Annotated in this window: 12 protein-coding genes; 4 read left to right on the top strand and 8 right to left on the bottom strand. The window is 60.3% G+C overall.

The features are described from left to right. Positions 1-24: 24 nt before the first annotated feature. Together AB5Y86_RS04950 and dnaQ are read right to left on the bottom strand one after the other, a co-directional pair. A complete protein-coding gene (locus tag AB5Y86_RS04950) occupies positions 25-1,290 on the bottom strand; it encodes a TIGR03503 family protein (RefSeq protein WP_368192340.1) in 1,266 nt (421 codons plus the stop codon). Further along, positions 1,287-2,021: a DNA polymerase III subunit epsilon gene (gene dnaQ / locus AB5Y86_RS04955; protein WP_368192291.1), complete on the bottom strand. Its 735-nt coding sequence runs from the start codon at positions 2,019-2,021 to the stop codon at positions 1,287-1,289. The genes AB5Y86_RS04950 and dnaQ overlap by 4 nt, the downstream gene beginning before the upstream one ends. A 79-nt stretch (positions 2,022-2,100) precedes the next feature. On the opposite strand from dnaQ, the gene rnhA reads away from it, so the two are divergent. Then, positions 2,101-2,565 carry a ribonuclease HI gene (gene rnhA / locus AB5Y86_RS04960; protein WP_005353268.1) on the top strand — a complete coding sequence of 155 codons (465 nt, stop codon included), beginning with the start codon at positions 2,101-2,103 and terminating at the stop codon, positions 2,563-2,565. Here the strand turns inward: rnhA and AB5Y86_RS04965 are convergent. Then, complete coding sequence (locus AB5Y86_RS04965) at positions 2,553-3,275, bottom strand: methyltransferase domain-containing protein (protein ID WP_005361718.1); 723 nt, start codon at positions 3,273-3,275, stop codon at positions 2,553-2,555. The two genes, rnhA and AB5Y86_RS04965, sit on opposite strands and share 13 nt — an antisense overlap. Before the next feature lie 72 nt (positions 3,276-3,347). Here AB5Y86_RS04965 and gloB point away from each other — a divergent pair, with 72 nt between their 5' ends. After that, a complete protein-coding gene (gloB, locus tag AB5Y86_RS04970) occupies positions 3,348-4,112 on the top strand; it encodes a hydroxyacylglutathione hydrolase (RefSeq protein WP_005337817.1) in 765 nt (254 codons plus the stop codon). Between the two features lie 70 nt (positions 4,113-4,182). Beyond that, a complete protein-coding gene (locus AB5Y86_RS04975; protein ID WP_144715138.1) occupies positions 4,183-5,736 on the top strand; it encodes a LysM peptidoglycan-binding domain-containing protein in 1,554 nt (517 codons plus the stop codon). Between the two features lie 160 nt (positions 5,737-5,896). Here AB5Y86_RS04975 and astE read toward each other — a convergent pair whose 3' ends face one another. Further along, complete coding sequence (astE, locus tag AB5Y86_RS04980) at positions 5,897-6,922, bottom strand: succinylglutamate desuccinylase (protein WP_368192292.1); 1,026 nt, start codon at positions 6,920-6,922, stop codon at positions 5,897-5,899. A gap of 292 nt (positions 6,923-7,214) precedes the next feature. After that, entirely contained in the window at positions 7,215-7,424 is a 210-nt protein-coding gene (locus AB5Y86_RS04985) for a DUF1127 domain-containing protein (RefSeq protein ID WP_005337823.1), read from the bottom strand. Positions 7,425-7,935: 511 nt separating this feature from the next. Between AB5Y86_RS04985 and AB5Y86_RS04990 the strand changes: the two genes are divergently transcribed. Continuing rightward, a complete protein-coding gene (locus tag AB5Y86_RS04990) occupies positions 7,936-8,829 on the top strand; it encodes a DNA replication terminus site-binding protein (RefSeq protein WP_368192293.1) in 894 nt (297 codons plus the stop codon). A gap of 140 nt (positions 8,830-8,969) precedes the next feature. Here AB5Y86_RS04990 and AB5Y86_RS04995 read toward each other — a convergent pair whose 3' ends face one another. The 3 genes from AB5Y86_RS04995 to AB5Y86_RS05005 all read right to left on the bottom strand — a co-directional run bounded on the left by AB5Y86_RS04995 (position 8,970) and on the right by AB5Y86_RS05005 (position 15,089). Then, on the bottom strand, positions 8,970-12,845 hold the full coding sequence (locus tag AB5Y86_RS04995; protein WP_368192294.1) for an SNF2-related protein: 3,876 nt from the start codon (positions 12,843-12,845) through the stop codon (positions 8,970-8,972). Positions 12,846-13,278: 433 nt separating this feature from the next. Further along, a complete protein-coding gene (locus AB5Y86_RS05000) occupies positions 13,279-14,364 on the bottom strand; it encodes an ATP-binding protein (RefSeq protein ID WP_368192295.1) in 1,086 nt (361 codons plus the stop codon). Beyond that, positions 14,361-15,089 carry a response regulator gene (locus AB5Y86_RS05005; protein ID WP_368192341.1) on the bottom strand — a complete coding sequence of 243 codons (729 nt, stop codon included), beginning with the start codon at positions 15,087-15,089 and terminating at the stop codon, positions 14,361-14,363. The genes AB5Y86_RS05000 and AB5Y86_RS05005 overlap by 4 nt, the downstream gene beginning before the upstream one ends. Between the last annotated feature and the right edge of the window lie 3 nt (positions 15,090-15,092).

A 15,092-nucleotide genomic window follows, 5' to 3' on the forward strand; every position in this document is an offset into this window, starting at 1 on the left:
CATCACGCCACTTCAGTTCGAGGGTTACTGCTCTGGCAGATTGAGATCCAGCTTGGCGGCAGGTTGTCCGGCTTGCTGATTCTCGGCCTGCGCAGCGGCCAGAGCACGCTTCAGGGCACGCCGTTTTTGTATCACCACAAACCCGACCCCACCCAATACCGCCAGCAGCACACCACCACCCGCCAATGCCCAGACCAGCCAGCCCATTTCCTCCTCTGCCGGGGCTTCATGGGTCGCCTCGGCACTGGAGGCCGGTGCGGCGGCCGACACCACCTCTACAGGAGGCGGCGGTGGCGGGAAGACATTGAAGGTTTTCACCGGCAACTCGATTTTCAGCTCACGGCCGAGACGAGTGGTGCCATAGAGGGTTGCTTTCACCTCATGCTGACCGACCTCCTTGATGTTGGAAAGATCGATATCAAGCTTGGGGTCGCTGGCGGTCTCGCTGAACTCGTAGAGGCCGCCCACATTGCTGGTCACACTCCCCTTGACCACAACGGAGGCGGGATCCAGCTCATCACGGTCGATTAGCAGTGAGAGCTTGGCACCCAGCTCATCCGAAGGCGGTGCCAGGTTATAACTGAACGGATAGGGGTAAAGCAGCACATCCTGATAACGGGCACGGACAAACACCTGATTGCCCGTGCTGAACATGGCGCGGTACTTGCCACCGGGAATATCCTGCAGCGTCACTTCCGCCGTCATGATGCCATCGCCCGGCACTTCGTCGAGCCCCTTGCCATCATCGCGATAGTGGCCAAGTACTTGATCCAGCACGACCTCTTTCTTATCGGCATCGCTGAACGATTGCAGCTTGACGGTCATGCCAAGATCAGAGAGATAGTATTTATCTTTCGGTGGCTGACCATTGATCAGCAACCACGCCTTGAGCTTGACCACCTCCCCCTGATAGAGCTGCATCGGCAGGGCGGCGATATCGAGCCGGATATCGGAGAGAATGCGCACCCGGTTGTCGGGATCCACCTCGCCAATCGCCTGCCAGGGGCCCGGCATGGGATTGCGCAGGGTAATGAGATCATGCTCCGGCAGCGCCAGCCAACCCACATCGGCAGGTTTGACCTTGCCCACGTAAAGCTTGCTGCCATCGGGGCGAACCAGGATCACGGATGGGGTGCCCGGCTTGCGCTTGATGATGAAGGTGATCTCCTTCACGCCGTAATCGATGCGAAAGCGGTTATCCAGCAGCGGAATATCGGAAGGGGCAAATACCTCGGTCGCCGTCGCCCCTAGCGAGAGCAACAACAGCAGACCGGCACACCACTTGCTCATTGCCGCCACAGACAACTTCCTCCTTTCTTATTTACCAGATCCAGTCTCGCCTCGTGCAGGGCCTGAACCTCGGCGCTGGCACGCACCACCTTGAGGGCGGGTCGGTTGCTCTCTAACCGGCGAATACTGGTGTCCTGATTGCTTTCGTTTTCGTTGCTTTCGGTGGCCAGATTGAGTTTGGTCTGGCCGCCGGTCATCAGCAGGTAGACGTCCGCCAGGATCTCCGCATCGAGCAGAGCCCCGTGCAGGGTACGGTGGGAGTTGTCGATACCGTAACGATCGCACAGCACATCCAGGTTGTTGCGCTTGCCGGGGAAGAGATCCCGCGCCATCGCCAGGGTATCTGTGATGGTGCAGATATCCGCAGTCTTGAAGTTGAGTCCGAGCTTGCTGAACTCGTAGTCCATGAAGCTCACGTCAAACGGTGCGTTGTGAGCGATCAATTCGGCGCCGCGGATGAAGTCGAGGAATTCGTCGGCAATCTGGCTGAACGACGGTTTGTCACGCAGGAACTCGTCGGTAATACCGTGCACCTGGATCGCTTCCGGGTCGACCAGACGATCAGGCTTGATATAGACGTGATAGTGGTTACCGGTCAGCTTGCGGTTGATCACCTCCACACAGCCGATTTCGATAATGCGGTGCCCCAGATAGACAGGGCCGCCCGCCGTATTCATACCTGTGGTTTCAGTATCCAGAATGATCTGGCGATTCAGTTGGGGTGTGTTCATGATCCAATCTATGTCAAACTTCGGCTTTACTTACTCGCTAGTTTACCCCAAGCCTCATGTTAAAACAGATTGATTGCTCATGTTAAAACAGATTGATGTCTATACCGACGGCTCCTGCCTCGGCAATCCGGGCCCGGGTGGTTACGGGGCCGTGATGGTCTACGGCAAGCACCGCAAAGAGATTTCCGCCGGATTCAAGTTGACCACCAATAACCGGATGGAGCTGATGGCCGCCATCATGGGGCTGCGTACCCTCAACGAACCGTGCAAGGTGCGCCTCACTACCGACAGCCAGTATGTCCGCCAGGGGATCACCCAGTGGATCATCGGCTGGAAGAAGAAAGGGTGGATGACCGCCAACCGGCAACCGGTCAAAAACGTCGATCTCTGGAAGGAGCTGGATGCGGAAGTGGGTCGCCACCAGATTGAGTGGCTCTGGGTGAAGGGTCACTCCGGCCACCCGGAGAACGAACGGTGCGACGAGCTGGCCAGAGAGGCCGCCTGCGGCAAGGATCTGGCCGAGGATACCGGCTACCAGCCCTGACGGGCCATTCCCGGTGTAGCGAGGGACTTTGGCAGTTGCCAGCGCCGCCGCACCGGGATCAGTGGAAAGCGCCGTTTACGGGCCGCAATCACGTATACCGATGCAAATGCCCTGCAATAATCCCGCCCGATACTCTCCCGCCACCAACTGTGCCAGCTCTGTTTCCCCATAAACGAGTAACCGAAACGCTCGTCGAACATCACCTCGCATCCCAGCAGATGCAACCAGTCCGTCACCCGCCCTGGGGTGAACATCCGTGCCGACCAGGGCATTCTGCGCCGCAAGAACGGCACACAGTGACCGATCCCGACCAGACTCATGGGGTTATAACCACTGATGATCAGCCAGCCATCGTCGGTCAGCACCCTTTCGGCTTCGCGCAACACCTGATGAGGATCGGCAGAGAAATCGAGGCAGTGGGCCAGCAGGCAGGCATCGACGCTGCCGGTCCGCACCGGCAGATCGAGAGGATCGCCATACATGTCGAGCAGCCGCCCGCCGGGGGCGACCCCGATCTGGTGACGAATGGAGGAGCGTTTGCAGGAGAGTTCAGCGCTCAGGGCGCCAATTTTCAGCAGATGATACCCAAACAGATTGGGGCACCAGTTGTCGAGCCGATCCTGGATCTCGGCCGCCACCCAGTCCCCCATAGGCAATGCAGACCAGCTGGTCGGGATCTCGATTTGTTGTTCGGTACGTGCCACCTGCATAATAGGGCTCAACTCGGGGTTTCGAACGCCATCCTGTTATATAAGATACCCTCCCTAAAGAGAAGCAGACTCATGTATCCAGTGATCACAGTTCCAGCCTTTAATGACAACTACATCTGGTTGATCCGCCACGAAAATCACTGTCTGGTGGTCGATCCGGGCGATGCGGCACCCGTGCTGGAGCGGCTCGAGGCATTGGGGCTGGTGCTCGATGCCATCCTGCTGACCCATCACCATCACGACCATGTCGGGGGCGTCACCGACCTGCTTGCCCACTTCCCCCACGCCCGGCTCTATGGCCCCAAACTTGACCCGATGCCGGATCACCACGGTCAGTGGCTGGAAGATGGCGATCAGATCAACTGGCACGGCCTCGCCCTCGAGGTGATCCATGTGCCTGGGCACACTCGCGGCCACATCGCCTACCACGGTAACGGCATGCTGTTTTGTGGCGATACCCTCTTCTCGGCCGGTTGTGGCCGCCTGTTTGAAGGGACGCCGGAGCAGATGTACCACTCGCTGCAACGACTTGCCGCCCTGCCTGATGAGACACTCATTTATTGTGCCCACGAGTACACCCTCTCCAACCTGCGTTTTGCCTATGCGGTCGAGCCGGACAACCCGGCGATCCGCCGCCAGATCGGGCTGATCAGCAAACTGCGGCAACAAGGACTGCCAAGCCTGCCAACCCGGCTGGGTGACGAACGCACTTTCAACATTTTTCTGCGCTGCGAACAGGATTCAGTGAAATTTTCTGCTGAAAAACATGGACTAAAATGCGTGGAAAATCCGGTAGATACCTTCACCATCCTGCGTCAGTGGAAGGACGTTTTTTGAACAAACCTTGATCAGGGGGCCATTGCCCCTTATGATGCGAGCTGTTTTTCCTAAAAATGACCGGAACGAGATGAAGGTACGAACGGCCTTATTGGCAGCGCTGTTGCTCAGCGGCTGCCAAAACCTGAGCCATCAGGATGACCGGGCGCTAACGGCAATCGAGCCGATCAAGTCCCCCCAGGTCAAGAAAAAAGCGCATAAAAAACACTCTTCCCATTTCCTGTTTGGCGATGAACAGCTGGACGAAATGGAAGATACGGACAATCTGTGGGTGCGTATCAGCGATGATATGCAACTGGAAACTCCGGACAACCCGCGCATCCGCCAGCAACGTGAGTGGCTGTTGCGCAATGATAAGCATCTGGCGACCATTGCCAGCCGGGCTGAACCCTACCTCTATCTGATGGTAGAGGAGATTGAACGGCGTGAGCTGCCAATGGAGCTTATTACTGTCCCGATGATCGAGAGCATGTTTGATCCCCATGCCCGATCCCGCAGCAATGCCGTCGGTCTGTGGCAGTTTGTGCCAGCGACAGGCAGAAACTTCGGTCTGCGCCACGACAACTGGTATGACGGACGGCGCGATGTGCTGGCCTCCACCAATGCGGCGCTCGACTATCTGGAATACCTGAACCGCTTCTTTGACGGTGACTGGCTGCAAACGCTGGCCGCCTACAATGCCGGTGAAGGACGGGTGCGCAACGCCATCCAGCGTAACCAGCGCGCAGGCAAACCGACCGACTACTGGTCGCTCGATCTGCCCCGGGAAACCCGGATGTATGTGCCCAAGATCCTCGCCATGGCTGACATGATCAGCAATGCTGACAAATACAATATCAAGTTGCCGGTGCTCGCCAACGAGCCGAAGCTGCGAGTGGTGGAGACCGGCAGCCAGATCGATCTGAATGTGGCCGCCCAACTGGCCGGTCTGCGCACGTCACAGCTCAAGGAGGTCAATCCGGCCCTGAGCCGTGGCGTGATGTCGCCCCGTGGCCCTTACCGCCTGCTGGTACCGGTAGAGTATGCCGATACCCTGGAGCTGGCACTGGCCGATCTGCCCAAGAGCGAGCGTATTCGTACCCGCTCCTATCAGGTCACCAGTGGCGATACCCTGTCGCGCATTGCCCAGAATCATGGCGTCAGCGTGAACGAGCTGAAGCTGGCCAACAATCTGCGCAGCAACAACCTGCGTCGCGGTCAGCAACTGGTGATCCCGACCCACGGTCAGGTCAGCAGCAAGGCCAGCTCCGCCAGCAAACCGCAACAGCTGGCAAGCCGTGGCAGCAGCCAGAAGGCCAAAGTCAGTTACAAGGTGCGCTCGGGTGACAACCTGTGGAGCATCAGCCAGGCACACGGCGTCTCCCACGAAGAGCTCGCCAAGTGGAATGGTCTGAATGCCAAGTCGGCGCTCAAGCCAGGCATGAAGCTGGTGGTCTATCCCAAGCAAGGGAAGAAGAGTGACAAATCGATGGTGTATCAGGTTCGCCGTGGCGACTCCATCTCCTCCATCGCGGCTCGCTTCCAGGTGGCCATCAATGATGTGATGCGCTGGAACCAGCTGGATAAAGGGGATTACCTCAAGCCCGGTCAGGAGCTGACCCTGTTTGTGAAGAACAACAGCTAAGCCTCACCGCTTGAACCCGATAAAAAACGGGGCCAGTCATCTGACTGGCCCCGTTTTTTATTACTGCGGCTAACCGCTGCTGTGTCTGAGCCGCCGACTAAAACAATGGCTTGGCGCCACCTGCGGATGCGTCACCGCTCTGCAGGCAAAACTATCACCGCTATTCCCAGAGCCTTGTCGGCACCACCATCAGCACGGTGCGCTGACCGATCGCCACATTGGCATTGGGGAAGACCACCGCCTCACGCGGCTTCTCGACTGTGTAACGCAGCTCACCATCCTCGGCCAGCACGAACCCTTGGGGGAATTCGGTGAAGTTGTCCACATCGCTGGCGAACAGGAAGCGAAAGTCCGCCGATTTTTTGGTGATCACCCGATCGATGGCAAACAGGGTGAAATCGTCCGCCCGCCACGGCTCCAGCGCCACCTCATCCTGAGTGACCAACTCCTGCAGCGCCTGACGGGTTTCGATAAAGCGGGTCATATCGTTCTCACCAAATGGCCGTACCTTGCCCAACTCCACCGTAAAGGCGTGGGCACCATGCTGGCGGGAGCTGTAGTAGCTGAAGGTAGTGGTCGGGCTGGCAGAAAGCAGTATGGTGCGCACCCCGCAGGCACCGAGGAACTGCACCTGCTCGCGGCAGTGGGGCCGCTCGTGGGGGAAGGGGTAGACGGCGAACTTCTCGTGGCGCGAACCGCGAATGGCGGTGTGCAGATCGTAGTGGTAACGGGGACGAGCCGGATTGGCAAAGAAGCGGCTCACATACTGCTCAAGGCGCATGGCGCGGATCCGCTCCCGATTGCACAGCCCCTCCCCCTTGCTGTGTGCTCCGGAGAAGAGCCGGTTCATGTTCTCCTCCACCTCCCGCAGCCCCAGATTCATCGCCGCCGGATTGCCAAACAGGAACAGCACCCGATGGCGGGCGCTCAGCTCGCCAGAGAGCAGACGGCTCAGCAGCTGGTTGCAGATCTCAATGGGAGCGGTCTCGTTGCCGTGAATACCGCAGGAGAGGACGATATCCTTGCGCCCTCCCGGCTGGCCGCCCGCGCCACTGGCAGGCTCCAGACAGAGCACGCCGGTATCCCAGACGCTGACCCGCGCACCATCGGGCAGGGCAAATTCAAAGGGATCGAGCTGCCACTCATGGCTGCGGGTCATGGCCAAAAAATCGTGCTGGGGAATCATCCGTCTCACCCTCTTGCGCTGGAACACTATGGCCGGATTATACGCAAGGCATCGCGGCTTAAAATCGTTTTTTAAACAAATTCAAACATTAACGATACAAGTGTGATAACAATCGAACGACGACAGCAATGGCAGTAGCGATGTGGAATAAAGAGGAGAGGAAAAAGGATCAACAAATAACAGGGGGAAAACGGGGGATATAAAACAGACAATGACAGACTTGGCGGCCGGGCGCCACGGGGCAGAACAGCAAACGACTCAGCAGAAAAACAAGGCATCCATGCCCGGCAGATCAACCACGCCAGAACGGCTTGGTGGTCTCTTGATAACGGTCAGCTTCGTTCAGGCCGATATCTTTGAGCAGGTACTCGGGCAGCTCGGAGAGCTGGCGACGGCTGCGGCTGCGCTCCAGCCAGGTCAGAACGGTCATTTTAACGCGAGCAACCAGATTCAATTGGCTGGAATGCTGGTAACCGGTTTCGGTATAAGTCATGTTGGCCATGATGTGGCTCCTCTGAATATTTGTTTACGCACTGGGCTTTATTTGATGCGCAGAGCTTAGTCAGGGAGCAGGGCCGACTCAATTGACGAATTTTGATACGTTACATTAGGAAAACTAATAGTAAAAAACTGACTGATACAATTTTAATTCTTTGATTTATAAAGAATAATTAATTCACTATTCGACCATCAACGGCCCGCAGCATATTGTGCTGCATGGCACCACCTTACATATGCAATTTACCGCATTGCCTATGCACTCGCCAATGGACGTGCCATGGGTGGCAACCCCGTCATTACATTCGATTGTTAATTCAGTGATCTCTTTGCGATCTTAAATTAACACAATGAAACATAAAAAAACTTACCTTTCCTCCCTCGATGACGACCCACAAACGCCCCTCTTGGCGCGCAACCGGCATACTGGTATGGTTATTTATACAGTAGTTTATTCCCCTGCCCTGATGCCATCATTTATGCCGTCAGCGGCGGATGAAACCACAGGATCATCGATGGATACCTTTACCCCGACCGCCGCCCTGCGTCAACAGATGGCCGCCATTGAAGGCGCTCTCAACCAGCTGGCCGATCTGCTTGGCCAACTCGATCTGCAGGAGGCCCATGTTTATCCCCTGCCCCCGGTTGCACAGGGGGAAGAGCACGACCCGATCGAGCAAATTGAGGTGGGCTATCTCAACGGTGAAGCCGCGCTGGCGGCCACCCTCGCCGCCTATCGGGACCACAGCGCCCGCCCCGGCTGCTCCACCAAGGCAACTCATCGGCTGCCCGGCTGGTTGCGCTTTCCTGCCGCCGCATCCCCCTTGCTGCAACCGCTGATCGGCCAAATCAACCAGCACAAGCTCGATTTCAAGGCGCTGGTGCAGCAAGCGGGGGGACGGGACGAGAAGTTCGAGCTGGTACATACCGCCCTGCCCGGCGTGATCACCCTGCAGGTCTACCGCAAGCTGACCCTGTTGGCGGGGGAGCTGCAATCCCTCGGCTTTACCTGGGCTGACAAGCAGACCATCAATCGCCTCAGTCGCGAGCAGGTGCTTGAGATGCTGGAGCGCAGCCGCCGCTACATACCGGCCCTCTCCAACAACGAGGAGTGGAGCAAAATGGTGGATCAGGAGGTGTACGACATTCGCCGCCTACCTGCCGATGCCGAGCTGCGGATCCGCCGCCCGGTCAAGACCCATCCGATGATCAATCTGCTCTGGCTGGAGCGCACCCCGCGCAAGCAGCAGATCAAGGCGAGCCTGCCTCTGCTGCTCTGCTCGGATACCCCGCCCGCGGTCACCCATCTGGGCAACTATCCCCCCAAGAGCCGGCAGGCGCGGCGAGATCGCAAGATTGGCGGCGAGCCCATCATCGAGCGGCTGCACCTCTATCTCTATCAGGGGTGACTGGATCAGGGATAGCTGGGCCGCCTTGCCGCGATAAGCGAGTATCCCGCATCTGCGTCCCAAACGAGAAAGGGGAGAACATCTCTGGATGCTCTCCCCTTTTCTGTATCGATAGGCGGTATGAAAGGTGGCTTCGCCAATCAGCCCATCAGCAGGGCCCGCAGGCTCTCCACATCCAGCCCGCGCACCTCGGACTGGCCGCTCAGCAACCCATCGGCCAGCGCCCGCTTCTCGTCGTGCAGAGCGACGATCTTCTCCTCCACCGTCTGCTCGCACACCAGCCGGTACACGGTCACCGGCTGGGTCTGGCCCATGCGGTGGGCCCGATCGCTCGCCTGATCTTCCACCGCCGGGTTCCACCAGGGATCGAGGTGCAGCACGGTATCGGCCTGGGTGAGGTTGAGGCCGGTCCCCCCTGCCTTGAGGCTGATGAGGAACAGCGGCACAGCCTCATGACGAAAACGCAGGATGGAGTCCTGACGGGACTTGGCAGAGCAGCCCCCATCAAGATAGCAGTAATCCCAGGATTTCTGCTCGATGCGGGCACGCAGCAGGCTCAACAGATCGACGAACTGGCTGAACACCAGCACCCGATGACCGCCGTCGATCGCCTCTTCCAGCAGGGCCATCGCCTCGTCCAGCTTGCTGCTGGTCTGCGACCACTCGGGCATCACCAGCTCCGGTGAGCAGCAGAGACGGCGCAGCCGGGTCAGGCCACTCAGCACATGCATCAGGGCGCGCCCATCGGCGCTCTGCACCTGCTGCACCACTTCCCGCCGGGTCGCCTCGTAGAGCTGGCGCTCCTCGGGGGAGAGGCTGATGTGGTGGATGATCTCGGTCTTGTCCGGCAGCTCGGTCAGCACCTGCTGCTTGAGACGGCGCAGGATAAAGGGGCTGATCACCGCCCGCAGCAGCGCCATGTGCTGGGGATCCTTGACCGCCTTGCCAAAGCGACGCTTGAACTCGCCAAGGCTGCCGAGTAGCCCCGGGTTGATAAAGGTGAAGAGGCTCCACAGCTCCCCCAGATGGTTCTCGATGGGGGTGCCGGAGAGGGCGAGGCGAAAATCGCCGTCGAGCTGGAACAGCAGCTTGGCGCGCTGGGTACCGGCGTTTTTGATCTGCTGGGCCTCATCAAGCACCATGGAAGACCATCGGCGGGACTTGAGCGCCTCCGCCAGGCTGCCGAGCATGCCGTAGTTGATGAGGATCGCCTGACCGGCCTTGGCCTCGCGAATAATCCCCTCCCGCTCGGCCGGATTCTCGAACACCACCACATCCAGTTCGGGGGCGAAACGAGCTACCTCCTCCTGCCAGTTGGTGACCACAGACTTGGGCACCACCACCAGCGCAGGGCCAAGGTGCTGGCGCATCCGCAGCACGATAAGCGCCTGCAGCGTCTTGCCCAGACCCATGTCATCGGCCAGACAGGCACCAAAACCGTGATGGGCCAGGGTCGCCATCCAGCGCACCCCCTCTTTCTGATAGTCCCGCAGGGAGGTAAGCAGCTCGTCCGGGCAATCGACCTCCTGCTGCCACTCCTGCTGAAGGGATTGCCACGCTGCATCCCCTTCGGTGGTAATGACCGAGAGCAGACGAGTCAGGGGATAGGCCAGCTTGTTGTTGATGCGCTGCTCTTCATCGAGCATGGCCCCCAGCATGGTGAGCCGTTCCACCAGCTTGTCGCTCAGCATCAGGCTGGTCTTCTCGTCGAGCTGAACGGTGCGCTGCCCCGGGGTCATCTGGCGCAGAATAAGGCGCAGATCGAGGATCTGGTGCTCATCGAGGGCCAGTGCCCCTTCGACCTGGAACCAGTCCTGCCGCCGCTCGATGCGCAGGCTCAGAGCCGCTTCATCAAGGCTCTTGAGGCGAGCGCTGTCCTGATGCCAGTGAATGACCACACCGGCATCCACCAGCTCGGGCAGGGCATTGACCAGCGCCAGCGCCTGTTCCCCCTGCAGCAGCCACTCGCTGCCGGGCAGGCCGATGGGCAATTGATTGCGCAGCAACTGGGCCTGCAGCTTCTCGGCCGCGAGATCCCGCTGCCAGTAGTGGTAAGCCTTGATCCCCTGCCGCACGATCGCCTCCCCCTTGCCAAGGGGCTGGGGCGGCAGATCCTCAAAGCGGGTCACCAGCTTGACCGACAGCTGACCATCCTGCCAATCCAGTTGCACCGAAGGAATGCCCGGCCAGGGAGCCAGTTCGGCGTTGCCGCTAAGCCCCGCAACCTGACTGTGCCAAGGCAACTCGGGAATGGCGTCCAGGGTGCGTTGCAGCTCGGCCAGCCCCTCGGCGGGCAGCAGCGGGATGGATTCGAGCGCTGGCAAGCGGTCGAGCAGCGGCAGCGGGGTGAGGATGAGCTGCCACAGATCCTGCGCCAGCGGCATGATATGGGCCCCGCGGGCGGCCGCATCGGGGCAGAGCTGCGCGCTCATCCCCTGCTCGGTGGCCACCACCTGCAGCAGGGGGGCGCTGATGGCCAGTTGCAGCTTTTGCCCCTTGGCGTTGAACAAACGGGGGTGATCGGCCAGCGGCGCCCAGACATCCCGCGGCAGCCGTCCCATCACCCGTGGCAGGGTGCGAACCAGTGCCCAGTCATGCTCGTCGAGCATGGCGGCATACTGGGTAGAGAGCAGGGCCGGATCGACCCGGCGACCGGCGGTCCACTCCCCCTTGGTACTCAGCTTCTGGATCTTGCACTCCAGCTCGGGGCCCTCGGCATGGAGCAGCCACACCAGCCGCTCCTGCGGCTTGCGCACGCCACTGGAGCGTCCCAGCCCCTGCAACCAGTTGAGCCAGCTGGCAGAGGCCGCGGTTTTATCCTCGTCCCCGTCATCATCCTGCTCGTCACTGCCCTCTTGCGCACTCTCCTCACTGCCGCGCAGTTGGCACAAGGGCGCCCCTTTGGCCGCCTCGCCCAACAAGATACGCAGCAGATCCTGACAAAAGGCCATCAGGCGATGATGGGGCTCGGCATCGAGCAGATGAGAGAGATCCCACTTGTGCAACATGGCCACCTGCGGGCTTTGGGCACCGTGACGGGCCAGCGCGCAGAGATCGAGCCAGAGATAGCCCCAGTGGAGCTCCTCCACCGGCAGCTGCAGGGTATCAAACAGGCCAACCGCCTGACCGTGGCGATCACCCGCCCACTGGCTGAGCAAGTCGGCAAGCAGGGGGAACTGGCCAGTCAGGCTGCGCTGCCACTTCTTGCGCTGTTCGCTGGCGATGACGGGATCGGCATGCTGCAACCAGCCAAGCCAGAGCAGGGCGCTGAACGAACGGGGCCACTGGCCCGCCTCACCCTCATCGGTTGCCTGCCACTGGCCCAGCGCGGTGAGCAGCCGCTCGCCAAGCGGGCCGCTCTGGTTCTGCTGAGCCAGCGCCTGCAGGGCTGGCCAGCCGGGGGCGGCATCCTGGTCCTCGCCGGTTGGCGATGTGCTCTCGCCATCCCCGCAGAGCCAGCGCCACTCCGCCTCGAACGCGTTGGCCCGGGCCTGCACCTCGGGGGCGCAGCGCACCAGCGCATTGGCCAGCGGCCAGCGCTCTTCATAGGGGGCATCGAGCAAGAGTTGCAGCGAGAAGTGCTCCAGCAACATTTGCTGCCAGGCGGGGCTGGAGCCCGCCAGCAACTGGTGAGCGTCCGGGGTATCTAGCAGGGTCAGCAGATCGCTGGCCGAGAAATAGGTGGGGATCTCCCCCGCCTTGCCGCGGCAGAGCTCGCGCACCACCGCATGGGTGAGATCCTGCCCGGTCAATGAGGGCACCCGGCTCCAGTCCGGCGCCGGGCAGAGACCGGCACGCACCCCCAGGATCAGCGCCAGCGTTCCCTCGGCGGTCAGGCTCCACTGCTGCTCCCCGCGCAATCTGACCAGCCCCGCATCCTGCAATCGAGTCAGTTTATCGATCAGGGCATGGCCTATCGCCAGTTGTTCTTGCAGCAAACGGGTACTGGCAACGCGCTGCAATTGCAGGGTGGCGAGCAGGGCATAACTATCCGAAGAGAGGGTGGACGCAGACATCAAGACTCACGGGCAAGTGCAAAAGCGGAATTTTAACGGTAAAGCGCCAGCGGCTCGACCCTTTACCGTGAAATAACTCAAAAAAAAACGGCCATCCATGATGACCGTCGAAAGTAACGAAGGAAATAGCCGGATCATCCGGTTACCTCCCACAGCGGGAAAATCGGGAGCGCTAGCCCCTAATTCGTGGAGCCAATGCTAGAGGTTGGCGCCCGAAAAAGCTTTGAAGCGGATCACAGTTGAAAAGGATTTCTGAAAACGGTTTCAATTTTTAGCGGCAAAAAACCATGATTTCGCGCCAAATGAGCCATGTCCCAACCCCTCCTGCTCACCCGGCACAAGCGGTGAAAACCCTTATGGCAGTCGCTTGTCAAACGCCCCTGTGCGGGCAGCTGTCAGCTGTATAGCTTCATCAGAACCTGTCGCCCCTAGGCTAGATTTCAGGGCCACCGGACATGGCAGAGATGGGCCAGGAGAGCACGAATCGGCTCCCTCCCTGCCCGGTAGCTTGGCAAACCGCGCTGCCGCCGTGCGCCTCGGCAATCGCCTTGACCACGGCGAGTCCGAGTCCGCTACCGCCGCTCTTGCGCGAGCGTGACGGATCTCCGCGACGAAACGCATCGAAGATACAGGCGGCGACCTCCTCGCTGATGCCAGGCCCCTCATCTTCCACACTCAGGACGCACACACTCTCCAAGCGATGCAGCCGCACGGTCAGCAGGCCCGGCAGCGCGTGCTTCTGGGCATTTTCCAACAGCGCCATCAGGGCCTGACGGATGCGAAACAGATCGCAGCAGACATGAAGTTCGCTATCGAGCTCCCGCTGCAACACAAATCCGCTCGCCGCCAGAGGGCTGGCAAATGCCTCAAGCACCACGGCAAGCTCGTCGGCCAGTCTGACCTCGGCCCGCTGCAACTCCAGATGACCGCTGTCGTTGAGGCTCAATACCCGCAAATCCTCGATCAGGTGATTGAGCCCCTCCACTTGGCGCAGCAATCCCTCGAAGAGTTCGCTGCTGGGAGGAAATACCCCTTCGGCCAGCCCCTGCAAGCGGCCGCGCAAAATGGTGACGGGAGTGCGCAACTCGTGGGCAATGGCGGCATTCCAGAACTCCCGCTCGCGGGTCATGCTCTGCAGCCGCTCGGCCATGGCGTTGAAGTCGCGCACCAGTTGCGCCGTCTCCCCGATCGCCTGCTCATCCTCCGGCACGCGGGCATCGAGTTTGCCCTCGGCCACCTCGCGCAGGCTGGTTGCCACCGAGTTGAGGGGAGTCAGGATGCGGCGAGAGAGGCGCACCGCCACGTAAAGCGCCATCCCCAATGCAATGAGAATGGTGGAGCCGATCCAGATCATCTCGACTCTGGAGGGCACCCAGGTCTCGGAGATGCTGCCCGGCACAAACGCCACGGCGATGCCATAAAACACATAGGTGCCGATCACCGCGAGGGAGATGATACCAAGCGTCATCAAGCCCAGAGAGCGGATGATCTGCCTGCGAAGGCCGGGCGCCGATTTCATGCATCGCCCCCGAAGCGATAGCCAACCCCCCAGACACTGGCGGGGACCCCCTGAATGCCGTGTGTCTCCAGTTTTTTGCGCAACTTGCTGATGTGGCTATCCACCGTACGCTCCTGGGTATCCCCCTCCGGCAGGCAGTGAGTCAGCAGTTCGGCGCGACTGAACACCCGTTTCGGCGCCCGCATCAAAGAGGCGAGCAACTTGAACTCGGTCAGGGTCAGTTCCAGCACCTGCTGCTGGTCATCGCGGCAAATGCTGGCCTCGTGGCTCTCCAGATCGATCTGAAACTGACCGACCCGCAGCACGTTCGCCGTGGCTGGCTTTACGGCCCGGGTGCGCCTGAGCACGGCCTGCACTCGCGCCACCACTTCGGCCGGATTGAAGGGTTTGACCACATAGTCATCCGCCCCCATGCGCAGCCCCATCAGCTTGTCGAGATCCTGATCGAGGGCGGTCAACATGATCACCGGCGTGTCGCCACGCGCCCGGATCTCGCTGAGCACCTGCCAGCCATCCAGTTGCGGCATCTGCACATCCAGCAGCAGGAGATCGGGTTTGAATGCCTGATGCATGGCCAGCGCTTCACGGCCATCGGCGGCGTGCAGGGAGCGCAACCCATGACGTTGCAGGTAAGCGGCGAGGATGTCGGCGATCTCGGCTTCATCCTCTGCAATCAGTACCAGTGACTGGCCCGCCGGGCTGGCGGAAGCATTGAGATGGGACATAGT

It is taken from the genome of Aeromonas sp. s8 (assembly GCF_040907785.1).
In the GTDB taxonomy this organism is placed as follows: Bacteria; Pseudomonadota; Gammaproteobacteria; order Enterobacterales; family Aeromonadaceae; genus Aeromonas; species Aeromonas veronii.